The following is a 22,944-nucleotide window of genomic DNA, read 5'->3' on the forward strand; positions in this document are numbered from 1 at the left end:
CAGACATCCACTTCCTCCTGATCGGAGATAGCCGTGACACCCGACACCGCCCGCCCCTTCGTCGACATCCACTCGCCCGTGGCGGAGGCGCTTGCCGCCGGCCGGCCGGTGGTGGCGCTGGAAAGCACCATCATCACCCACGGCATGCCCTACCCCGACAATGGCGCGATGGCCGCCAAGGTCGAGCAGATCATCATCGATGGCGGCGCGATGCCTGCGACGATCGCCGTTGTCGACGGCCGCATCAAGATCGGCCTCTCCGACGGCGAGCGCGAATCGCTTGCCATGACCGGCGACGCAATGAAGCTGTCGCGCGCCGATATCGGCTTCGCCGTCGCTCAAAAGCGTACCGGCGGCACCACGGTTGCGGCCACCATGATCGCCGCGCATATGGCCGGCATAAAGGTCTTCGCCACGGGCGGCATCGGCGGCGTCCACAAGGGCGCCGAAAAAAGCTTCGACATCTCGGCCGATCTCGACGAGCTGGCGCGCACGCCGGTCATCGTCGTCTCGGCCGGCGCCAAGGCGATCCTCGACATCGAAAAGACGCTGGAAGTGCTGGAGACGCGCGGCGTGCCGGTCATTGGCCATGGCTGCGAGACGATGCCGGCCTTCTGGTCGAGGCAGTCGCCCTTCCGCGCGCCGCTGACCCTTCATGCGCCGGAAGACATCGCTCATTTCTACCGCACGCGTCAGGCGCTGGGCTTGGGCGGCGGCATTCTGGTCGCCAACCCGGTGCCGCCGAACGACGAAATCCCGGCCGCCGAGATGGACGGCTACATCCAGGCCGCGCAGAAGGCTGCCGAGGCGCAGAATGTCACCGGCAAGGCGGTGACACCGTTCCTGCTGTCGAAAATCCTGGAGCTGACCGGCGGTCGCAGCCTCAAGACCAATATAGCGCTGGTCGAGAACAATGCGCGGCTGGCGGCGGAGATCGCCAAGGCGCTATAGGCGCGGAACGCTCGGCTACCGGCAGCGATAGCCAAAAGCGAACGCCGCGTTCCGTCACACCCCCCTCTGGCCTGCCGGCCATCTCCCCCGCAAGGGGGAGATCAGCAGCTCATCCGCTAGCTCTCGTTTTTCAACGTCGGCGATTGGCGAAAGCCGAGCGACATCCAATCTCCCCCCTTGCGGGGGAGATGGCCGGCAGGCCAGAGGGGGGTGCTGTCCCTCGGCATCTCCAAAAGGCCGTCACAACGCCCTCGAAAATTATCTCCCCGCCCGCCTCCCCGCCTCGTAAGCGCGCCGCGCCCATACCGCCATTTCGTCGGGATCGTCGAAGGCCTCATCGGGAATGCTCCAGTATGGCATCGCCACCTCCTTGCCGTGGCGCGAGCCGGTATACGTCCATTGCTTGCAGCCTGCGGCTTCGAAGTCAGGGATGCTCTGGTCGTCGGCCTTGAACATCAGCTCGCCGCGCACGACGACCGCGACGATGATGCCGTCGCAATAGATGCCCTTGCCACCGAACAGCTTGCGGATGCTGATCGGCCCCAGGCTTTCGAACAGTTCTTCAAGGCGTTCATTGTCCATGCCCAACCATCTCATCCGGCAAGGGCCTTGTCATTGCCGCAACCAAAAGCATGCTGACAAGTTGAGACGTGAAAACGGAGTCCCCGCCATGCCTGTCCTGCTCAAAGGCTCCTGCCGCTGCGGCGCCGTTCGCTTCGAGGTGGAAAGCCACACGCCCGTGCCGTTCATGCTCTGCTACTGCTCGATCTGCCGCAAGCAGCAAGGCGGCGGCGGCTTCGCCATCAATCTCGGCGCCGACTACGAGACGATGAGCATAAAGGGCAAGCGCAGCCTCGGCGTCTACCGCGCCGAGATCGAGGACGACGAGCATCCGCATTGCGAGGTCTCGACCGGCGAGCGCAATTTCTGCCGGAAATGCGGCGCGGCACTCTGGCTCTATGATCCGACGTGGCCGGAGCTTGTGCATCCGTTCGCCTCGGCGATCGACACCGACCTGCCGACACCGCCGGAAAAGGTGCATCTGATGCTGAAATACAAGGCGAACTGGGTCGAGCCGGTCGTCGGCAAGAACGACAAGGTGTTCGACGTCTATCCGGAGGAATCGATCGCCGACTGGCATAAGCGAACCGGCATGTGGGTGGATTAGAGCCTTCCAGGAAAAGCGCGCAGCGGTTTTTCGCCCCGGAATTGCGTCAAGACAACCATCGGGCGACAGGAGACCGAAATGAACCTCACGACACACAAGAAATTCAAAGGCGATCGTTTGATGCCGTGGGGCAAGGGCACGGTCGTCACCGACGCCAAAGGGTATGTTTTTCTCTGCGGCAACACCGCCACGGTCGACGACTACGATCCGTCAAAGCACCAAGGCGGCGCCGTCGGCGACCCGGCCACGCAGTGGCGCGCGATCCTTGCCAACATCAAGGCGGACCTGGAAGAGCTTGGCAGCTCGCTGGAGCATCTGGTCAAGGTGACATTCTACGTCAAAGGACCTTTTCCGTCCGGCGGCGTCCTCAGCTCACCGAATTTCCGTTTGGACGTATTGGACGAATTCTTTGCCGAACACTGCCCGAAACACTGCAGCTACAACAACCCGCCGCCATCGGAGGTGATCGGCGTCGCCGCCCTGGCACAGCCTGACCTCGTCGTCGAGCTTGTCGTCATCGCCGCGTTGCCGGACTGAGCGGAAGCGTTCGCGTCTGGTCAGGCCGAGGCGCGCGCCTCAGCCAGCGCCTTGAGGTCGGCAGGCTTCAGCTCGACGGATTCGCCGCAGCCGCAGGCCGAACTCTGGTTCGGATTCTTGAAGGTGAAGCCGGTGCGCAGCGTCGTCTGCTCGAAATCCATCTCGGTGCCGAACAGGAACAGCGCCGCCTCCGGCGCGACATAGACATGCGCGCCATCGCGCTCGATATGGTCGTCCTTGGGGTTGGGCTCGGTGACCAGATCGACGGTATATTCCATGCCGGCGCAGCCGCCCTTCTTGATGCCGAGCCGGATGCCATGCGCACCTTCCCGCGTGGCGACGATCTCGCGCACCCGGTCCGCGGCCTTTTCGGTCATCGTGATGACGGCGAAGCGTCCCATGTCTTTCCTTCTCCATTCCATGCAGGTTCAATGCCTGCCGAATGATTCTCACCTAAAATGGTGAAGTTTTACAACTGGCGCAAGGGTATCGGCCTCAATACCACCCGACCGCGACCTGCGCCTCTTCCGACATGCGGTCCGGCGTCCATGGCGGATCGAACGTCATCTTGACCTCAACGCCGGACACACCCTCGACCGCGCCGACGGCGTTCTCGACCCATCCAGGCATTTCGCCGGCCACGGGGCAGCCGGGCGCGGTCAGCGTCATGTCGATCTTGACCGAACGGTCGTCCTCGATGTCGATCTTGTAGACGAGGCCGAGCTCGTAGATGTCAGCCGGGATTTCCGGATCGTAGACGGTCTTCAGCGCCGAGACGATGTCGTCGGTCAGCCGCGCCAGCTCGTCGGCGGGGATCGCCGAGGCCGAAACGATGCCGTTCGCGGCCGTTTCCGGCGCCTTCTCTGCGGTCGTGCTCACATCGTCCATCATCATCACCCGAAGAACTTTCGCGCCTTTTCCAGCGCCTCGGCCAAAGCGTCGACTTCGGCCCTTGTATTATACATGCCGAACGATGCCCTGCATGTGGAGGTCACGCCGAAGCGTTTCAACAGCGGCTGCGCGCAATGGGTGCCAGCCCGCACCGCGACACCTTGCCGGTCGATCACCATCGACACGTCATGCGCATGGATACCTTGCAATTCGAACGAGATGATGGCGCCCTTGCCGGGCGCATCGCCGAAGATGCGCAGCGAGTTGATGGCGCGCAGCCGCTCATGCGCGTAGGTCTTGAGGTCCGCCTCGTGCGCGGCGATGCGCTCGCGGCCGACCTTCTCCATGTAATCGAGCGCCGTGCCCAGACCGATCGCCTGCACGATCGGCGGCGTGCCGGCCTCGAAGCGATGCGGCGGCTCGTTATAGGTGACGATGTCTTCCGTCACCTCCTCGATCATCTCGCCGCCGCCCATGAAGGGCCGCATCTCCTCCAGCCGGTGCTTCTTGCCGTAGAGCACGCCGATGCCCGACGGGCCGTAGACCTTGTGGCCAGTGAAGACGAAGAAATCGCAGTCGAGGTCCTGCACATCGATCGGCATGTGCACGGCGCTCTGGCTGCCGTCGACGAGCACGGGAATTCCACGCGCATGCGCGATGCGCACGATCTCCTTGATCGGCGTCACCGTGCCCAGCGCATTCGACATCTGGGTGATGGCGACGAGCTTGGTACGGTTGGTCAGCCGCCTTTCGAATTCCTCGACATGGAAGGCGCCAAGATCGTCGACCGGCACCCAGACCAGCTTGGCGCCCTGCCGCTCGCGAATGAAATGCCACGGCACGATGTTGGAATGGTGCTCCATGATCGAAAGCACGATCTCGTCACCCTCGCCAATCCTCGGCATGCCCCAGCCATAGGCGACGGTGTTGATCGCCGAGGTGGTGTTGGAGGTGAAGACGATATTGTCGGTGCTTGGCGCGTTGAGGAAGCGGCGCACCGTCTCGCGCGCCTTTTCATAGGCGTCCGTCGCGGCGTTCGACAGGAAATGCAGGCCGCGATGGACGTTGGCGTATTCTTGGCTATAGGCGTGCTGGATGGTGTCGAGCACCACCTGCGGCTTCTGCGCCGAGGCGCCGTTATCGAGATAGACGAGCGGCTTGCCGTAGACTTCCCGCGACAGGATCGGGAAATCGCGGCGGATCGCTTCGACGTCATAGGTTTCGATCTTCTGGTCCATCACAAGCTCTCTTGAGGCAATGCCTCACCTATCACTCACCCCTCATCCGACCCTTCGGGCCACCTTCTCCCCGTGAACGGGGAGAAGGAAAGGTGCTAGCCATGCGCCACGAACCAGCCATCGAGCCGTGCTTCCAGCGCCTCGACCAGCGCCTCGTCGTCCAGTTCCTCGATGACTTCGGCAACGAACGCTTTGACCAGAAGGCCCCGCGCCGACTTCTCGTCGATGCCGCGTGCCATTAGGTAGAACAGGTGGTTGTGGTCGTTCTCGGTGACCGTCGCGCCATGGCCGCAGACGACGTCGTCGGCGAAGATTTCCAGCTCCGGCTTGGTCGAGAACTCGCCGTCGTCCGATAGAAGCAGCGTGTTGCAGGCCATCTTGGCGTTGGTCTTCTGCGCGTATTGATGCACGTTGATACGGCCCTGGAAGACGCCGCGCGCCTTGCCGGTCACGACGTTGCGGATCACTTCCGTCGAGGTCGTGTGCGGCACCGCATGGTCGAGCACCATGGTCACGTCGGTATGCGTGTCGCCGGCCAGCAGGTTGATGCCGCGCAGCTTGAAGTCGGCGCCTTCGCCCGTCGTCCTGACGACGACCTCCTGGCGAACGAGCTTGCCGCCGGCATTCATCACGAACAGCGTCAGCTTGGCATCCTTGCCGATATGCGCCTTGAACTGTGCCAGATGCGTTGCGGTGTCCGGCTGCTCCTGGACGATCAGCCACGTCACCTCGGCGCCGTCACCGACCACCAGCTGGCTGACCGAACTGGTGAGCGCATCGCCACCCTCGCCAGCCTGGCGCTCGACGACGATCGCCTTGGCGCCGGCGCCGACACGCGCCAAGAGCCGCACATGCGACTGGCCGCCGGCCTGCAGGTTCTGCAATTCGATCGGCTTTTCCAGCTCGGCGCCATCGGTGATATCGACGAAATAGCCATCGGCAACGAAGGCCGTGTTCAGCGCGCCGATCGCGTCGTCGCTGCCATAGGGATCCAGTCCCGGAGCCACGCTGCCGTCGGTGAGCTTCTCCGACAGGCGCTGCACGGTGACGCCTTCGATCTCCGGCAGCTTGGCGCTGGAAACGCCGTTCAGCACCGGCAGGACCGCCGAGCCTTCAAGGATCGGCGCCAGCGCCTTGACGACGACGTCGGCCTCGAAAGCCGGCACCGAAGCGAGCAGCCGGCGCAGGTCCGTATAATGCCAGGATTCGACACGGCGGGTCGGCAGGCCGTGCTTGATCGCCTCGATCGCGTCGTCGCGCTTGACCATCACCGCGCCGTCGCCGGGCAGCAGCGACAGCCGCTCGCCGAAGGCATCGATCAGCGCCGTCTCGGCCAAGGTCCGCTGGGGCTGTGCGTGCATGTTCATTGTTCTTGCCTCGACCGCTCCCATCTCACGCGGCTTGCCCGATCACGCCGGCATAGCCGTTGGCCTCGAGATCGAGCGCCAGCGACTTGTCGCCCGACTTGATGACCTGCCCCTTGTAGAGCACGTGTACCGAGTCCGGCACGATGTGTTCCAGCAGGCGCTGGTAGTGGGTGATGACGACGATGGCTCGGTCCGGCGAACGCAGCGCGTTGACGCCGTCCGAGACGATCTTCAGCGCATCGATATCGAGGCCGGAATCGGTCTCGTCGAGCACGCAGAGTTTTGGCTCGAGCAGCTTCATCTGCAGGATCTCGGCGCGCTTCTTCTCACCGCCCGAGAAACCGACATTGAGCGGCCGCTTCAGCATGTTCATATCCATGCTGAGCGAGGCCGCGGCTTCCTTCACGCGCTTCAGGAATTCCGGCACCTTCAGCGGCTCCTCGCCGCGCGCCTTGCGCTGCTCGTTCATCGCCACTTTCAGGAATTCCATGGTGGCGACGCCCGGTATCTCCATCGGATACTGGAAGGCGAGGAAGATGCCGGCGGTGGCGCGCTCGGCCGGATCCATCTCCAGGATCGACTGGCCGTTATAGAGGATGTCGCCCTCGGTCACCTCATAGTCCTCGCGGCCGGCGAGGATATAGGACAGCGTCGACTTGCCCGAGCCGTTCGGCCCCATGATGGCGGCGACCTCGCCAGCTTTCACCGTCAGGTTCAGGCCGCGGATGATCTCGGTGCCGTCATCGATGATGCGGGCGTGCAAATTCTTGATCTCAAGCATAATTTCTTCCTGAATGTCTTTTGCGGTCAGCCGACCGAACCCTCAAGGCTGATGCCGATCAGCTTCTGCGCCTCGACGGCGAATTCCATCGGCAGCTGCTGGATGACGTCCTTGACGAAGCCGTTGACGATCAGCGCGATCGCCTCTTCCTCGGGGATGCCGCGCTGCATGACGTAGAACTTCTGGTCCTCGGAGATTTTCGACGTCGTCGCCTCGTGCTCGAACTGCGCCGTCGAATTCTTGGCTTCCATGTAAGGCACGGTGTGCGCGCCGCACTGGTCGCCGATCAGCAGCGAGTCGCAATTGGTGAAGTTGCGCGCGTTGGACGCCTTGCGATGCGCCGAGACCTGGCCGCGATAGGTGTTCTGCGAGAAGCCGGCGGCGATGCCCTTGGAGATGATGCGGCTCGACGTGTTCTTGCCGAGATGGATCATCTTGGTGCCGCTATCGACCTGCTGGTAGCCGTTCGACACCGCGATCGAATAGAACTCGCCGCTGGAATCGTCGCCGCGCAGGATGCAGCTCGGATATTTCCAGGTGATCGCCGAACCAGTCTCGACCTGCGTCCACGAAATCTTCGAGCGGTCGCCGCGGCAGTCGCCGCGCTTGGTGACGAAATTGTAGATGCCGCCCTTGCCCTCGGCGTCGCCGGGGTACCAGTTCTGCACCGTCGAATATTTGATCTCGGCGTCGTCGAGCGCGATCAGCTCGACCACCGCGGCATGCAGCTGGTTCTCGTCGCGCTGCGGCGCCGTGCAGCCTTCGAGATAGGAGACGTAAGCCCCCTCCTCGGCGATGATCAGCGTGCGCTCGAACTGGCCGGTGTTCTTCTCGTTGATGCGGAAATAGGTCGACAATTCCATCGGGCAGCGCACGCCCTTCGGCACGAAAACGAACGAACCGTCGGTGAACACCGCCGAATTCAGCGTCGCGTAGAAATTGTCCGAGGTCGGCACGACCGAGCCGAGATATTTCTTCACCAGTTCCGGATGCTCGCGGATCGCCTCCGAGATCGAGCAGAAGATGACGCCGGCCTGAGCCAGTTCCTTCTTGAAAGTGGTGACCACCGAAACGGAATCGAACACGGCATCGACCGCGACGCGGCCGGACTTGTAGACATTGTCGCCGGCTTCCTCGAGCTCCGAGGCATCGGTCTTCTGCACGCCGGCCAGGATCTCCTGCTCCTTGAGCGGGATGCCGAGCTTCTCGTAGACCTTGAGCAGTTCGGGGTCGACCTCGCTCAGCGACTTCGGCCCCGGCGTGCTCTTAGGCGCGGCGTAGTAGTGGATATCCTGGAAGTCGATCTTCGGATAGTGGACGCGCGCCCAGGTCGGCTCTTCCAGCGTCAGCCAGCGGCGATAAGCCCCCAGACGCCATTCCAGCATCCAGTCCGGCTCATCCTTCTTAGCCGAGATGAAGCGAATGATGTCTTCGCTCAGGCCCTTGGGGGCCTTGTCCATCTCGATCTCTGTCTGGAATCCATATTTATACTGGTCGACGTCGATCTTTCGGACTCGATCGATCGTCTCCTGCACAGCAGGCATAAGCGTTCTCCATCCACGCCGGGGTCAAGGCCCGGCAGTTTTCAAACTATGGCACCGCCGAAATCGCGCCTCAGGGAGGGACTCGCGGCGGAGTAAGTTCCATATAGTGCGTGTCCGCCGGAAATTCACCCGGCCAGGACAAAACGCACGGCTCTACCAGGCCCTAAAGCCTGAATTCTTGTTCGAGCAGCGGAAATCCGAGAACCGCAAGGCGTTTCTCGTTCCGATGCTCCGCCGTCCTCACGCGGCTTCTTCCTTGCCCGCGCGGCGGGCGACGATGCCGGCCATTGCTGCCCGGAAGGCCTCGATATCCTCGGCGCCGGTCGCCCGACCGATCGAGACCCGCAACGCGCCCAGGCTGTCGCCATGGCCCATCGCCTTCAGCACATGGCTTGGCCCGACTTTCCCCGACGAGCAGGCCGAACCCGCCGACAGCGCGACGCCGGCAAGATCGAAAGCGATCTGCGCCGTCTCGGCCTTGACGCCGGGAATAGCGAAGAATGTCGTGTTGGCAAGCCTGGGAGCGCCATTTCCGAAGATTTCCGCGTCCGGCGCCAATTCGGTCACGATGGCTTCAATCTCATCGCGGCGCCGCGAAACGGCATCGACGTCGTCCAGGCCTGCAAGGGCAACCCGCGCCGCGGCGCCGAAACCGGCGATCCCGGCGACGTTTTCGGTGCCGGCGCGGTGGCTCTTCTCCTGGCCGCCGCCATTGATCAGCGGGCGCGGCATCATCAGGTCGGACGCAGCGACGATAGCGCCGACGCCCTTCGGGCCGCCGATCTTGTGCGAGGACAGGATCAGATAATCGGCATAAGGAATTGACATATCGAGCGGAATCCGCCCGGCGGCCTGCACGGCGTCGACAACCAGCACCCCGCCGGCGGCCTTGACGATCTCGCCGATGCGCCCGATCGGCTGGACAACGCCGGTCTCGTTGTTGGCGGCGTGGACCGCCACCAGCGGCAGGCCGGCGGCCTTGTCATGCGCGGCAAGCGCGACGACCAGCGCCTCGAGATCGGCGATGCCGTTCCGGTCGACGCCGATCCTCGTCACCTGCGCCGGCGCAAACCGCCCGCCATTCAGGATGCAGGGATGGTCGGCCGCCGAGACATAGAGGTGGCTCATGCGGATCGAGCCGCGCCCCATCTGCCAGTCGGGCCCAAGCAGGGTCGAGGCGGCCTCGGTGGCGCCGGAGGTGAAGACGACATGCTCTGGCCTGGCGCCGACCAGCCGCGCCACGTCGCGGCGCGCGTCCTCGACCAGCCGCCGCGCCGCGCGGCCTTCGGCATGGACCGATGACGGGTTGGCGGCATCGAGCGCGGCGACCATCGCCGCCCGCGCTTCCGCAATGAGCGGCGCGCTGGCGTTGTAGTCGAGATAGACGCGGGTCGCGGCCATTTTCGCTCAGTTCGTCCTTCCGCCAGCTATCCCGCGAGGATAGCGCGTTATTTCCTTGAAATTGCAAGGCAAGCCGTCCTATCTACCCGGCTTGCGGCGCGGGCGGCCGAACCATCGGGTTTCGGCCTCCCAGTTTTGAACAATTCTAAACTAGCTTCTAGGAAGACGCTCGCCCGGCGTCAAGGCCACAGAAGGTGTGGGGTCTCGGGAGAGTTGGGACCAGAAGAGTTCCGGGCTAGCGCATTCATATGCCACGTGGAGTATTTTATGCCTGAGGTCATTTTCGCCGGTCCGGCCGGTCGCCTGGAGGGACGCTATCAGCCCTCGAAGGAAAAGAGCGCCCCGATCGCCATCGTGCTGCATCCGCACCCGCAATTCGGCGGCACGATGAACAACAAGATCGTCTACGACCTCTTCTACATGTTCCAGAAGCGCGATTTCACCACGCTGCGCTTCAATTTCCGCGGCATTGGCCGCAGCCAGGGCGAGTTCGACCATGGCACCGGTGAACTGTCGGACGCCGCCGCCGCGCTCGACTGGGTGCAGTCGCTGCATCCGGATTCCAAGAGCTGCTGGGTGGCCGGCTATTCCTTCGGCTCATGGATCGGCATGCAGCTCCTGATGCGCCGGCCCGAGATCGAAGGTTTCATCTCGGTCGCGCCGCAGCCCAACACTTATGATTTCTCGTTCTTGGCGCCCTGCCCGTCGTCCGGCCTCATCATCCATGGCGATGCCGACAAGGTGGCGCCGCCGAAGGACGTGCAGGGGCTCGTCGACAAGCTGCACACCCAGAAGGGTATCACCATCACGCAGAAGACGATTCCCGGCGCCAACCACTTCTTCGCCAACGATTCCGAACTGCTCATCCACGAATGTTCCGACTATCTCGACCGGCGACTGGCGGGCGAGCTGGCCGATCCGAGGCCGAAGCGCCTGCGCTAAGCGCGAAGACTGCGAGCCCAGGCTTTTGCCTGGGTTCGGTCAGTTGGGCTTGACCGGGCCTGCCGTTGAAATCCCGCCTCTCGGCGCGCTGGACGGTCCCAGCCGGAATGTGCGCTTGCGCACGGGCAGCTTCGAGCTCGTTTGGCCGAAGATGAAGCCGAGCCGAGCGAACACCAGCCCCGAGATCACCGCAAACGCCAGCCCGAGGCCGAAGCCCGCGACCGTGTCGCTTGGATAGTGCGCGCCGACGAAGACGCGTGTCGAGGCGATGCAGGCCGTGACTGCCAGCGCGATATACCAGCGCCGCGGGAACAGCAGCAGCAGGATGCCGAACACCGCGCCCATCGTCGTGGCATGGCCGGACGGAAAGCCGGCAAAGCGCGCGTCCATGGCGAAGGGATGCAGCGACAGCACGCCGAAACTGTCGAAGTAAAGCGGCCGGGCCCTGCCGATGCCATATTTCAGCACGTTGACGGCAAGGCCGGACAGGCCGACCGCGCAAAGCACCAAGAAGGCGAAACACGTCCAGTTATAGACAAGCATCCGCCCGTCCCTGGGCAGGCCACGCCAGTCCGTCAGGTTGGCGGCGACGAGGCAGAGCGCCGCCGGAATGAGATACCAGCCGCCCAGGCCGAATTGCGTGAAGAAATCGGTGAAGCGCACGAAGCCGGGGGACCATTCGCCGCGCATCTCGCCGGCGCCGGCGTCAAGGCGCAGGAAAACCGCCACGATGAGCAGCAGCCAGGCCAGCAGCCAGACACCCCACAAAATTCGCGGATAACGCGCCGGGCGCACGGCAAAGCGCCGCTTCACGATCGACATCGTGTCGCTGAAATTGCCGAGCGAGCGGCGATAGAGGGCAAGGGGCGCGGCTGACATGGCTGGTCGCGAGCTTATAGGGGCATTCTATGCCCGACGCTATTCATCAGGGCGCCACCCGGTAAAGGCCGAGCGAGAGCTTGTCTCCTGACGAATAGTTGATGCCGTCGATCTCGGTCAGCCGCTTTGCCGACTTGCCCTGAGCGGCCAGCACGTCGCCAAGCTTCTGCTCGTCCTTGATCGGTGCCAGCCCAAGCGCGCAGGCCGGATCGCTCAGCAGATGTTGCGCCACGCCCTCGACGTCGGTCAGCACCGTCTTGGTGCCGACCAGGAAGACCAGGCTCGGCTCCTGGAACTTCGCCGAGGCAAGCACGGTGGTGTCGCAAGGACGGTTGGCGTCGACGGCGGCCTTGACGGCGGGGCTCAGCCAGATCGGTTTCAGCGACGGCGCAATGACGCCGAACAGCAGGCTGAAGGTGATGCCGGCGCCGACCGCGATCGCGGCGATGCGGCCAAGTGGCACCTGCAATTGCTGCGGGAAGGCCAGATAGCCGGTGACCAGAGCGGCGATCGCCGCCGGAATGCTCCACCAGGAGAAGGTCTTGGCCAGATAGAGCGGCGCGCCGACGCAGACCACGGCAAGGCCGATCGCCACAACGGCAAGGCCGAAGGCCGTCGCCCACCACAGCCATGTCTGCCAGCGCTTGAGCGGCGCGTTGGCCTGGTCCGCCGGCAAGGTCAGCAGCCAGCCGACCAGAAGCGCCATGCCCGGATAGGCCGGCATCACATAATGCGGCAACTTGGTCGGGATCGCCTCGAACACCAGCCAGAACGGAATGTACCAGGCGAGGCAGAAGCGCAGGCGCGGATCGTCCCAAAAACGGTTGATCGCCTGCAGCCCGGCGCCGACCGCGATCAGCCCGAAGGGCCACATGAACAGCGAATAGGTCAGCATGTAGAAGCCCGGCGGCAGGCCGTGCGATTCCTCGCCCTGCGCCACCTTGTTCAGCATGTCCTTGCCGACCGCTTCCTGGAAGAAGGCGCCGCCGCTCTTCCAGGTAATGAGAATGAGCCATGGCAGAACAATGACCAGCACGATCAGGACGCCGCGCACCAGCTTCATCTTGGTGAGCCAGCGCCAGTCGCGGTCGAAGGGAAAGAGCGCCGCGGCCGTGAGCAGGGACAGCAGTGGTGAGACGGGTCCCTTGATGAGGATGCCGAGCCCCTGCGCGATCCAGAAGATCCAGGGCAGGTGCCCGGGAACCGGCTCGTTGCGTTTGGCCGCCATATAGACCTGCGCCAGCGCGCCTTGCGCCGCCACGCAGCAGGCGAGAAGCATGGCGTCGGTCTTGGCGTCGCGCCCTTCGAAGGCGGTGGCGAAGATCGCCGCCATCATCAGGCCGGAGGCCAACCCGGCATTGGCGCCGAAGAGTTTTGTCCCGGTCCAACCGACGCCGACGACGGCGAGCGCAATGCCCAGGATGGAGACCAGGCGATAGACCCAGATCGGCGCTGCCGCCCCCTCGCCGCTCAGCGCCACGGCCGCCGACTGCAGCCAGTAGATGCCGATCGGCTTCTTGTAGCGCGTGACGTCCTGCAGGCGGATGTCGACATAGTCGCCCGTCTCGACCATCTGTTTGGTCGCCTGGACGAAGCGGGACTCATCGCGGTCCACCGGCGGCAGGCTGGCCAGCCCGCTGACGGTCATGACGATGCTGAACAGAAAGAGGAAGAGGTAGTTCCTGTTCATCGCGGGAGCTTTTCCGATCTGAAACTGCGGGATGGCCCCGTCGCGGCGCGCTTGTTTTGCGCGGCGCTTCATTACGCCAGCAAAAAGGGTGAAGCAAGGACGGCGCCGCCGCGCTCGATCGGACGCAAAACCGGAAAGCACTTTTGCTGATCGCGTGTTTGTCGGTTGAAGCGCGATCGGACGCAAAACCGGAAAGCACTTTTGCTGATCGCGCTTGGATGCTAAACGCGCGCCTTCATATCAAGCATGGCCAAGCACCCGGCGACCTCCAGGAAGAAAAAATGTCCGCCTTCAAATCCGATTTCCTGCGCATCATGAGCGAGCGCGGCTTCATCCATCAGATTTCGGACGAATCCGCCCTCGACCAGCTTTTCGCCAAGGAAACGGTGAGCGCCTATATCGGCTTCGATGCCACCGCCAAGAGCCTGCATGCCGGATCGCTGATCCAGATCATGATGCTGCATTGGCTGCAGCAGACCGGCCACCGGCCGATCGCGCTGATGGGCGGCGGCACCTCGATGATCGGCGACCCGTCCTTCAAGGACGAGGCGCGCAAGCTGCTCACGCCGCAGGACATCGACGACAACCTCGTCGGCATCCGCCGCAACTTCGCGCCTTACCTGAAGTTCGGCAGCGGCCCGGGCGACGCGGTCATGGTCAACAACGCCGACTGGCTGATGCAGATCAACTACGTCAACTTCCTGCGCGATGTCGGCCGGCATTTCTCCGTCAACCGCATGCTCGCCTTCGATAGCGTGAAACTCAGGCTCGACCGCGAGCAGTCGCTGTCCTTCCTCGAATTCAACTACATGATCCTGCAGGCCTATGACTTCGTCGAGCTATACAAGCGCGTCGGCTGCCGGCTGCAGATGGGCGGCTCGGACCAGTGGGGCAACATCGTCAACGGCATCGACCTCGGCCACCGGATGGAGGGTGTGCAGCTCTTCGCCATGACCACCCCGCTGCTCACCACCTCGTCCGGCGCCAAGATGGGCAAGTCGGCTTCCGGCGCGATCTGGCTCGACGGCGACATGCTCTCGCCCTACGAGTTCTGGCAGTACTGGCGCAACACCGAGGACGCCGATGTCGGGCGCTTCCTGAAACTCTACACGACGCTGCCTCTGGACGAGGTGGCGCGCCTTGAAAAACTCGGCGGCTCGGAGATCAACGAGGCGAAGAAGATCCTCGCCACCGAGATCACCGCCATGTTGCACGGCCGCGACGCGGCCGAGACCGCAAGCGAGACGGCGCGCAAGACTTTCGAGGAAGGCGCGCTTTCGGCATCTCTGCCAACGGTAGTTATGGCAAAAGAGGGTTTCCAATGGGCTCGGTCAGCCAAGGTCATAGCCTTTGCTTCTGGCCTCTTTAGCTCGAAGTCGGAAGTGCGGCGGAAAATGAATGAAGGTGGGGTTCGCATCAATAACGAACGCGTTTCCGATCCGGACAAACTCTTCTTCTACCGAGACATGGACAAGACTATCGACGCCTTCAAAGTCCAGCTTGGAAAGAAGGTGGTCCTAGTTAGGCCCGAATGAGACTGCTTACCTGTACTCAAAGATCGAGCGGAATATGCCCGGCGCCACCACCGATAGCGGATTGATGTTGAGCGTCGGCTTGTTGGCGTTGCCGCGCAACCGGTAGGTGACGCCGATCAGGCCGCGGTCGCGCCCGTTGCCGAGCAATGGCCCGAACAGCGGCAGTTCGCCGAAGATGCGGTTGAGCCCATAGACCGGCATGAAGGTCCCGGTCATGTCCATATTGTTGTTCGAATCGTAGAGCGTGCCCTGGAAGGTCGTGCCGATGCGCGGGCCGCGCAGCAGGCCGTTCGCCAGTTTTAGATAGCCGGAACCCTTGTCGATCTCGGCGTAGCCGCGCTCGAACTGCACCCTGGACGTATCGATCTTGCCTTTGACGGCCTGGTTCAGGCTGCGTGTGTCGCCGGCTGGCGTTGTCGACACGATCGAGGCCAGCTTGGGCTCGTTGACGACATAAAAATTGCGGGCATCCACTTGACCCTTCATCGGCCCGTCGCCGGCGCCGGAGAGCGACAGCGTGATCGCGCCGCCTTCCATGTGCTCGTAGACATTGAGGAAACGCAGGATCGCGCCGGCATCGGCAGACTTGACGCTGAGCACGCGGCCGCCTTCGCTGGTGGTGTTGTTGATCGCGATCGCGGCGCCCGAGCTTGCCGCGGCGGTGACGTTTAGCCCATTCACGCGCGATCCGGCGGCGCTGTATTCGAGCTTGAGGTTGGAAAGCACCTCGTCATGGAAACCGGTCAGCGATGCCACGTCGGCGCTCACCGAGATCGCATCGCTGCCGGCGCCCTTCGTGGCGGTATCGACATCCGAGGTGAACTGCTTGATCAGCGAGCGGGCGTCGAGCGAGGCGCCGCTGACATCGACAGCGTAGCTCTTGCCGGAGCGCTTGACCGAAACGGCAACGTCGTCGCCTCTGTTCAACGCGACTTTGCTGAACCGAGCCGCGGACAGCGAGCCGTTGACCAGCGTCACGTTGCCACCGATCGAGAAGCTTTTTCCGTCGAGAGCGAAATCCGTCAATGTGGTGGTGCTGCCGGACTTCGCCATGTCGAAAGCGACCTTGGCGGGAATGCCGGCGCCCTTGCTCCAGCCTGCCCAGGGAATGTCGAGCCTGGCATTGGTCAGGTCCGCCGAAACCTGCTGGGCGCCCTCGCCGCTCTTGTCGATCGCCACCTTGATGGTTCCCGAAAGCAGGTCCGACAGGCCGGGCATGCTGGCGTTGCGCGTCTTGTCGTCGAGGACCAGTGTAACCTTGCGTCTTCGCGCCGGCCCGTCGTCGGCAAGCGGCTCGATCAGATCGAGCTCGGCCGGAATGCCGTTGAGCCTGGCCTCGGCGGAAATCACCGCCTGCTTTGGCCCGACGGTGATCGAGCCATCGGCCTCGGTCACCGTCTGGTCCTCGAACGGCTTCGCCAGCGACAGGTTTTGATAGTCGAGCGAAACCAGCCAATCGAGCGTCGAGGTGTCCATGCCCCTTGTCAGGGGAATGTCCGCCCTGACGTGGCCGGTGAGGGTGCCGGACAGGTCCTCCGGCGCCAGTCCGACATGGCGCATGGCATTGATCGGCTCGTAGGAGGCGAGCTCGGCGATCGCCGGCGCCTCACCCGCGACGTCGATGTCGAGCTTGCCGACCACAATCGGCAGGTTCGCGTTCTTGATCGTCAACGTGCCGCCGCTTGCCGCCACGGTGCGGCCGCTCGGCATATAGACGCTGCCCGAGGAGAGCGTGATGTCGACATCGTTGCCGTGGAACGCAACCGCGCCGACGGCGTCGCGGACCGGCGGGATGCGCCCGGCGGTATCGAAGCGCGATCCCTCGATCTGGAATCGGCCGAACACTTCGTCGCCGGTAAGCGGCACGCCGTTGCCCAGGCGCCCCGGCACGACCTGGAACTGCAGATTGGCGTCGGTAACCGTGCCGCCGAACAGATTCCCCAACACCCAAAGCCGCGCGTTGCGGGCCGAGAACCACGGCCACAATTGCTTGACATGCGAGACCGGCATGTCGTGCACGTTGAGCGACAGCGATACGCCTGGCGGGCCGTTGTCGATGAAGGCGACCGTGGCCGCGCCCAGCACCTCGCCCGGTCCGCCGGAGCGCACGCCGATCTGCTCGGCGACGAGCTTGCGGCTCTTCGGCTGGTAGACCCCGGCGATACGGGCCAGGAACTGAAGCGCCGGTTCCGGCGATTCCGAAGGCGCCAGCGTCGAGCCGTCGCTGGTGAGGTCATAGCGGTAGGCGGGCTCCTCCCCCGCCACCGCCGGCTTCGGCCCGATCGATCCGGCAAGGTCGAAGCTGGAGCGCCCGCTCCTGACCCGCAGCCGGTCGACGGAGATCTTGTTCGACCCGGCCACCAGCGTGGCATCGGCATCGACATCGGTCGGCAGCAGTCCGCGTTCGTCCAGGTCGAGCACCGAACCGTTGAGCGAGAGCGAAGCCGCCAGGCGCGACGGGCTGTCGCCCGACGCTTCCGAGCCGGAAAGCTTCAACGCGATCGAACCCAGTCTGGCGCCATCGGCCGCCGGGGCGGTTCCGGTCGAACTGCCCTCGCCGGGGGCGCCTTCTATCTCGAGGTTGGCGTTCAGCGACGAAATGCGCCTTGCCGTCGCATCACGCGTCGCCGAGGCGGTCAAGGTCGCGTGCCGGCCATCGACATCGGCATCGTAGGAGGCCTGCATGCTTCCCGTACCGGTCTGGGCGACGGTCGCCGAGGCGACGGTCACGCGCTTGACCGGCCCGGTGTCCGGCAGTTCGAACTCGACATTGCGCAGATCGATCTGGCGCATCGAGTCCTCGCGCACGGCATCCAGCGCATCATTGATGCCTGAAAACACCGCCACCGACACTTTCTCCGGGTCGACAAGGCCCTCCTTATTGCGCAACGCCGCCGTCCAGTCGCCGCCGCCGGAGGGCATGGCGGCCACCACGATGTGGGCGTCGGAAAATCTGGCGCTGGTCAGCCGGACATCGCCGGAAAGCAGCGGCAGCAGGCGCATGCCGAAACGCACGCGCCCGATATCGGCCATCGGCTTGCCGTCGGCCGTCTTCAGGCTGACATCGTTCACCTGCAGGGCGACGAAGCTCGACCCGTCGAGCGTCAGTCGCGCCGCGCCGACGGCGACGTGGACATCGACGCCGGCCAGCTTCTCGATGGCGGTCTCCGCCTCGGTCCGGAGGCGCTCCGTGCCGATACCGGAGGCGCCGAGCACATAGACGCCCGCCGCCGCCAGAAGCACGAGCGCGCAAAGCCCGGCAAACACGCGACCGAATATGCGGAAACGCCGCCGCACCCCTGCCCGGCCGAGCGGCGGCACGCTGCACGCGGACGGAAGCCTCGCCAGGTCGGTGATCTCGTCACGCCTGAACCTGATCTTCTCGTGCTGCGGTTCTTCCTGATCCAAGCAATATTCCGTTGTGACGAACTCGTCGTGGACGAATCCCCGCTTCACGTTATATCGATGATTTCCCGCGCGTAACCGCAAACAAGGGCATCGATATGGCTGATCTCGACGTGGGCGACGCAGCACCCCAATTCGATCTTCCGCGTGACGGCGGCGGCTCTTTCAGCCTCGCCGCGCTCCGGGGTAAGCCGGTTGTACTCTACTTCTATCCGCAGGACGACACCACAGGTTGCACCGCCGAGGCCATCAGCTTCTCGCAGTTGAAGCCGGAGTTCGAGAAGGCTGGTGCCCTGGTGATCGGGCTGTCGCCCGATAGCGTGAAGAAACACGACAAATTCAAGGCGAAGTACGATCTCACCGTCGATCTCATCGCCGACGAGGAGCGCAAAGTGATCGAGGCCTATCAGTTGTGGGTCGAGAAGACGATGTACGGGCGCAAATATATGGGTGTCGAGCGCGCCACCTTCCTGATCGGCAAGGATGGGCGGATCGCCCGCGTCTGGCGCAAGGTTCGCGTCAAAGGCCACGCCGAAGAGGTGCTTCAGGCCGTGCGCACGCTCTAAAAGCAGGCGCGCACGGCTTTCGCGGCGTCGTCGGCCGTTCCCCGCCCATTGCAACCTCTCACCCGCGATGCGCGAAATGGTTGCTTTCGACGCTGCGGCCGGCAAAACTTTGTTAACCCTAATAATGTGTAATCAGGCTTGTCGTGGTCCCGTAACGAAAGCTTGGTCCCGTGAAACCAACCGGTCAGTCAGCTGTCTTCGGCAGGCGTAAGGAACCGCACACGGTCATCATCGCCCGGGGCAACGAGATAAGGCATTTCACCATCCGCCCCTGGCTCGCCGCCTTCATTGGCTCGGCCCTGGCGGCGATCGCCATCGGCTATTTGCTCGCGACTTCCTATCTGGTGCTGCGCGACGACCTGATCGGCGCCACGACGGCAAGACAGGCGCGCATGCAGCAGGCCTATGAGGACCGCATCTCGGCCCTTCGCGCCCAGGTCGACCGCATCACCAGCCGCCAGCTTCTCGATCAGCAACTGATGGAGACCAAGGTCAGCGAGCTGCTGGCCAGGCAGACCCAGCTCAGCGAGCGGCACGGACGACTTGGGCCGATCCTCGATCGCGCGGAGAACGAGGTCGGCGACGCACCGGCGGCAGCTGCCGCGGCGCCCAATCCCGACGAGCACGTAGAGGTCACCGGCAGCCTTTCGCAGGCGCCGACCTATTCCGTCGCATCCTTGAGCGCCGGCGATACAAGGCCCTTCTCGCTCTGGTCGACAAGGTCCGACCCGCTTGACGGCGAAACGGCCGCCGATCGCGCTGACAAGCTGTTCGTCTCGATCAACACGTCGCTGAAGGCCATCGAGAACCAGCAGCTTTCGCGCATCACCACGCTTGCCGACAACGCCTACAAGAATGCCGACGCCATCGCCCAGGCGCTGGAAGCGGCGGGCCTGCCGGTCGACAGCGAGTTGGACAAGAGCGACGTCGGCGGCCCACTGGTTCCGATTGATCCGTCGATGGTTTTCGACAGCAAGGTCAAGGAACTGGACGAGGCACTCGATGCGCTCGACGGGGTCAAGAAGGAGGCGCGCAAGTTGCCGCTCGCCAACCCCGCTCCGGGCCATACGGTGACCAGCCCGTTCGGTGTGCGCACCGACCCGATCCTCGGCAGCGCCGCCTTGCATACGGGAATGGATTTCAGGGCGCCGATCGGCATGCCGGCCAAGGTCACGGCCGCCGGCACCGTCACCAGGGCCGGCTGGGCCGGCGGCTACGGCCGCATGGTCGAGGTCGACCACGGCAACGGCTTCGCGACACGCTACGGGCATTTGAGCGAGATCGATGTCGCCGTCGGCCAGAAGCTTGCCGCCGGCGAAACCATTGGCAAGACCGGCAGCAGCGGCCGCTCGACAGGCCCGCACCTGCACTACGAAGTGCGCCACGATGGCGAGGCGGTCGACCCGCTGCGCTTCCTGGCTGTCGGCAAGAAGGTCGCGCAGTACCTCTAACAGATTGGCGGTCCTCGCTAGCCGCCAGGATTCTCCTGGCCGGCGAGATACATCGTTGCCGCGGAAACCAACGTAAGGACGCCGTTCTTCAACGCAGCCTCGTCGACGCGAAACCTGGCGTGATGCAGCGGATAGACCGATCCGGCCACTTCATTGCGGATGCCGAGCCGGAAATAGACCGACGGACGTTTCTCGCTGTAGTAGCCGAAGTCGTCGGCAATGCTCCACCCAGGCATGTTCAGGGCATTGTCCGCGCCGATGCTGGCCTTGGCGCTGGCAAGGATCAGTTCGGCCATCTCTGTATCGTTGACTACACCGGGTTCGCCGCGATGGATGTCGACCTTCACTTTGGCGCCGTGGCTGACCGCTACGCCCTCCAGCACCTCGCGAACCCGGCGCCAGGCACGCTCGCGGGTGGCGTCATTGCCGCTGCGGATGGTGCCTTTCAAGGCGACCTTGCCGGCGGTGACATTGTAGGCGTTGCCGCCATTGATGGCCGTCACCGAAATGACCAGCGGATCGTAAGGATCGGTCTCGCGCGAAACGATCTTCTGCAGCTCGCTCACCATGGAGCAGGCGACAGTCAGCGCGTCGACACCTTCATGGGGTTTTGCCGCATGCGCCGCCGAGCCGGTGACCAGCACATCGAACGTATCGCATGCCAGAGTGTACGGCCCGGAGCCAACGGCGACCTTGCCGGAAAGCGTGTACGGATCGACGTGGACGCAGATCGCCGCATCGACGTCGTCGAGAAGTCCCTCCTCCACCACCCGCTTGCCGCCTGACGGCTCATCTTCCTCGGCCGGCTGGAAGATGAGCCGAACCGTCCCGCCGAAACTTTCGCGTGAGCGATGCAGATGCGCGGCCACCGCAAAGCCCATCGCGGCATGGGCGTCGTGGCCGCAGGCATGCATCACACCCGGATTTTCCGACGCATAATCGACGCCGGATTCCTCTTCGATCGGCAAGGCGTCTATGTCGGCGCGAATGGCGAGCTTGCGGTTGGACGGCCGGCCGGTGCCGACGATATCGACGGCAAGCCCGTAGCCGGCAACGTCGCGAATCTCGGCGATGCCTTCGCTCGCGAGCATCTCGCGCAGATAGCGTTGCGTGCCCGCCTCGCGGTTTGAAAGCTCCGGATGGCGGTGCAGATGGCGGCGGATCTCGATCATCCGATCGAGAATTCCGGCATCGATGTCGGCCGCGGGATCGCTCGCGCCGGCCGGCCGGTCAGGCCTTGACATGGATATCCCGCGGGAACTTCGTCAGCGTCTCGTTGCCGGTATCGGTCACCAGAATGGTCTCGCTGATCTCGATGCCCCAGCCGTCCATCCACATGCCCAGGATGGAGTGGACGACATTACCGGGTTGAAGCACCGTCTTGTCGCCGGGCCGCAGGCTGATCGTATGCTCGCCCCAGTCCGGCGGGTAGGCAACGCCGATGGAGTAGCCGATGCGCGATTCCTTCTTCAGCCCGTGACGCTGGATGACCTTGCGCCAGGCGGCTTCGACCGCTTCGGCGGTGGTTTCCGGCCGTACAGTGTCGAGCACCGCATCCATGCCTTCGATCACCGCCTTCGCGGTGTCCGCGACGCGGGTCGGCGTCTTGCCGAGCTGCATCGTCCTGGCGAGCCCGGCGGCATAGCGGCGGCAGACGCCGGCAAGCTCGAGCGCAATCGTTTCGTCCTTTCCGAACCGCCTGTCGCTCCACATGATGTGCGGTGCGGAAGCGTTTTCGCCGCCGAGGATCGTCGGCGGCAGCGCCGTGATGTCGCCGGCAAAATCGGGGCTGCCGGCGATTTGCGCCGCCTGGATGGCCGCGATCGCATCGCATTCGCGCACGCCCGGGGCGATAACGTCGAACGCGCGCGCGACGGCTGCCTGGGCCAGCCTCGAGGCCTTGCGCAGATAGGCGATTTCCGGCGCCGATTTCACCGCGCGGATCCAGTTCACGAGGAGATCGGCGTCGTGCCATTTCGCATTGGGCAATCCGGCGACGAGCCGCGCATGCGCCTTTGGCGAAAAATAATAGGCTTCGAGCTCGATGCCGATGGGACGGCTGCCCCAGCCCCTGGCGACGATCCACGCCGCGATCCAGTCCATGGGATGCCGATCGGCGCGCTGGACATGGTCCTCCGGAAATCCGACCACGTTTTCCGGCTTCATCCAGGCCGTCAGCAACCCGCCCGCGGCATCCATGGCGCGGCCTATCCAGACAGGCTCGGCGTTCTCGATCGGAACAAGCACCACCTGCGGCGTGTAGAACGACCAGCCGTCATAGCCGGTGATGTAATGCTGGTTGGCGACGTCGTTGACGATCAGGAGCTCGATGCCGCGCTTTGCCATCTCGGCGCGGATTTTTGCGAGCCGCCGCTGGTACTCTTCGCGGGCGAAGGGCAGTTCAATCATCTTTTCTCCTCACCGGGATCGATCTGGTCGGGGGGCGAGCCGCAGCTTCCCCTGCCGCCCACCATCGCGATGCTTTTGGCGGCCGGCAATCAGCCAGGCCAACGCATAGGCAGGGCCTGTCCCGATGATTGCCCCTCGCTCCTAGCCGGCAAGGTCGTGGCACGCTGATGTGCGCCTGCCGCCTGGCCT

The 22,944-nt window shown here is 64.0% G+C and carries 20 protein-coding genes; 7 read left to right on the plus strand and 13 right to left on the minus strand.

From position 1 onward, the window contains the following. Window positions 1-33 precede the first annotated feature (33 nt). Window positions 34-951 carry a pseudouridine-5'-phosphate glycosidase gene (locus tag FJ956_RS11780; RefSeq protein WP_140677406.1) on the plus strand — a complete coding sequence of 306 codons (918 nt, stop codon included), beginning with the start codon at window positions 34-36 and terminating at the stop codon, window positions 949-951. A 258-nt stretch (window positions 952-1,209) separates the two neighbouring features. Here FJ956_RS11780 and FJ956_RS11790 read toward each other — a convergent pair whose 3' ends face one another. Further along, a complete protein-coding gene (locus FJ956_RS11790; protein WP_140677404.1) occupies window positions 1,210-1,533 on the minus strand; it encodes a TfoX/Sxy family protein in 324 nt (107 codons plus the stop codon). An 88-nt stretch (window positions 1,534-1,621) separates the two neighbouring features. On the opposite strand from FJ956_RS11790, the gene FJ956_RS11795 reads away from it, so the two are divergent. Beyond that, entirely contained in the window at window positions 1,622-2,119 is a 498-nt protein-coding gene (locus FJ956_RS11795; protein WP_140677402.1) for a GFA family protein, read from the plus strand. Window positions 2,120-2,197: 78 nt separating this feature from the next. Beyond that, window positions 2,198-2,656: a RidA family protein gene (locus tag FJ956_RS11800; RefSeq protein ID WP_140677399.1), complete on the plus strand. Its 459-nt coding sequence runs from the start codon at window positions 2,198-2,200 to the stop codon at window positions 2,654-2,656. Window positions 2,657-2,676: 20 nt separating this feature from the next. Here FJ956_RS11800 and sufA read toward each other — a convergent pair whose 3' ends face one another. The 7 genes from sufA to FJ956_RS11835 form a co-directional block, all read right to left on the minus strand. Continuing rightward, complete coding sequence (sufA, locus tag FJ956_RS11805) at window positions 2,677-3,057, minus strand: Fe-S cluster assembly scaffold SufA (RefSeq protein ID WP_140627530.1); 381 nt, start codon at window positions 3,055-3,057, stop codon at window positions 2,677-2,679. Between the two features lie 94 nt (window positions 3,058-3,151). Then, on the minus strand, window positions 3,152-3,544 hold the full coding sequence (locus tag FJ956_RS11810) for an SUF system Fe-S cluster assembly protein (protein ID WP_140677531.1): 393 nt from the start codon (window positions 3,542-3,544) through the stop codon (window positions 3,152-3,154). A 5-nt stretch (window positions 3,545-3,549) separates the two neighbouring features. Next, window positions 3,550-4,785 (minus strand): cysteine desulfurase, encoded by a 1,236-nt coding sequence (locus tag FJ956_RS11815; protein WP_140677393.1) that lies wholly within the window; start codon window positions 4,783-4,785, stop codon window positions 3,550-3,552. A gap of 95 nt (window positions 4,786-4,880) precedes the next feature. Next, window positions 4,881-6,152 (minus strand): Fe-S cluster assembly protein SufD, encoded by a 1,272-nt coding sequence (sufD, locus tag FJ956_RS11820; RefSeq protein ID WP_140677391.1) that lies wholly within the window; start codon window positions 6,150-6,152, stop codon window positions 4,881-4,883. A gap of 25 nt (window positions 6,153-6,177) precedes the next feature. Continuing rightward, window positions 6,178-6,933 carry a Fe-S cluster assembly ATPase SufC gene (gene sufC, locus FJ956_RS11825; protein ID WP_140677387.1) on the minus strand — a complete coding sequence of 252 codons (756 nt, stop codon included), beginning with the start codon at window positions 6,931-6,933 and terminating at the stop codon, window positions 6,178-6,180. A 26-nt stretch (window positions 6,934-6,959) separates the two neighbouring features. Then, window positions 6,960-8,477: a Fe-S cluster assembly protein SufB gene (sufB, locus tag FJ956_RS11830; RefSeq protein WP_140677385.1), complete on the minus strand. Its 1,518-nt coding sequence runs from the start codon at window positions 8,475-8,477 to the stop codon at window positions 6,960-6,962. A gap of 240 nt (window positions 8,478-8,717) precedes the next feature. After that, a complete protein-coding gene (locus tag FJ956_RS11835; protein ID WP_140677381.1) occupies window positions 8,718-9,878 on the minus strand; it encodes a cysteine desulfurase family protein in 1,161 nt (386 codons plus the stop codon). Between the two features lie 267 nt (window positions 9,879-10,145). Between FJ956_RS11835 and FJ956_RS11840 the strand changes: the two genes are divergently transcribed. Then, entirely contained in the window at window positions 10,146-10,820 is a 675-nt protein-coding gene (locus FJ956_RS11840; protein WP_140677379.1) for an alpha/beta hydrolase, read from the plus strand. Between the two features lie 39 nt (window positions 10,821-10,859). On the opposite strand, the gene FJ956_RS11845 is transcribed toward FJ956_RS11840, so the two are convergent. Both FJ956_RS11845 and FJ956_RS11850 read right to left on the minus strand, forming a co-directional pair. Further along, window positions 10,860-11,699 (minus strand): phosphatase PAP2 family protein, encoded by an 840-nt coding sequence (locus FJ956_RS11845; RefSeq protein WP_140677377.1) that lies wholly within the window; start codon window positions 11,697-11,699, stop codon window positions 10,860-10,862. A 46-nt stretch (window positions 11,700-11,745) separates the two neighbouring features. After that, entirely contained in the window at window positions 11,746-13,389 is a 1,644-nt protein-coding gene (locus tag FJ956_RS11850) for a glycosyltransferase family 39 protein (RefSeq protein WP_140677374.1), read from the minus strand. A 281-nt stretch (window positions 13,390-13,670) separates the two neighbouring features. Between FJ956_RS11850 and tyrS the strand changes: the two genes are divergently transcribed. After that, complete coding sequence (gene tyrS / locus FJ956_RS11855) at window positions 13,671-14,924, plus strand: tyrosine--tRNA ligase (protein ID WP_140677371.1); 1,254 nt, start codon at window positions 13,671-13,673, stop codon at window positions 14,922-14,924. Window positions 14,925-14,930: 6 nt separating this feature from the next. On the opposite strand, the gene FJ956_RS11860 is transcribed toward tyrS, so the two are convergent. Further along, complete coding sequence (locus FJ956_RS11860; RefSeq protein WP_140677367.1) at window positions 14,931-18,332, minus strand: DUF3971 domain-containing protein; 3,402 nt, start codon at window positions 18,330-18,332, stop codon at window positions 14,931-14,933. Between the two features lie 95 nt (window positions 18,333-18,427). On the opposite strand from FJ956_RS11860, the gene FJ956_RS11865 reads away from it, so the two are divergent. Beyond that, the gene (locus FJ956_RS11865; RefSeq protein ID WP_140677364.1) at window positions 18,428-18,895 is read left to right on the plus strand and encodes a peroxiredoxin; all 468 of its coding nucleotides are present in this window, start codon (window positions 18,428-18,430) and stop codon (window positions 18,893-18,895) included. Between the two features lie 170 nt (window positions 18,896-19,065). Then, entirely contained in the window at window positions 19,066-20,346 is a 1,281-nt protein-coding gene (locus FJ956_RS11870) for a M23 family metallopeptidase (RefSeq protein WP_140677360.1), read from the plus strand. A gap of 17 nt (window positions 20,347-20,363) precedes the next feature. Here the strand turns inward: FJ956_RS11870 and FJ956_RS11875 are convergent, their stop codons facing one another. Both FJ956_RS11875 and FJ956_RS11880 read right to left on the minus strand, forming a co-directional pair. Continuing rightward, complete coding sequence (locus FJ956_RS11875) at window positions 20,364-21,590, minus strand: amidohydrolase (protein WP_140677358.1); 1,227 nt, start codon at window positions 21,588-21,590, stop codon at window positions 20,364-20,366. Next, complete coding sequence (locus FJ956_RS11880) at window positions 21,577-22,755, minus strand: M24 family metallopeptidase (protein WP_140677356.1); 1,179 nt, start codon at window positions 22,753-22,755, stop codon at window positions 21,577-21,579. The genes FJ956_RS11875 and FJ956_RS11880 overlap by 14 nt, the downstream gene beginning before the upstream one ends. Window positions 22,756-22,944 lie beyond the last annotated feature (189 nt).

The organism is Mesorhizobium sp. B2-4-3 (assembly GCF_006442815.1).
Classification (GTDB): domain Bacteria; phylum Pseudomonadota; class Alphaproteobacteria; order Rhizobiales; family Rhizobiaceae; genus Mesorhizobium.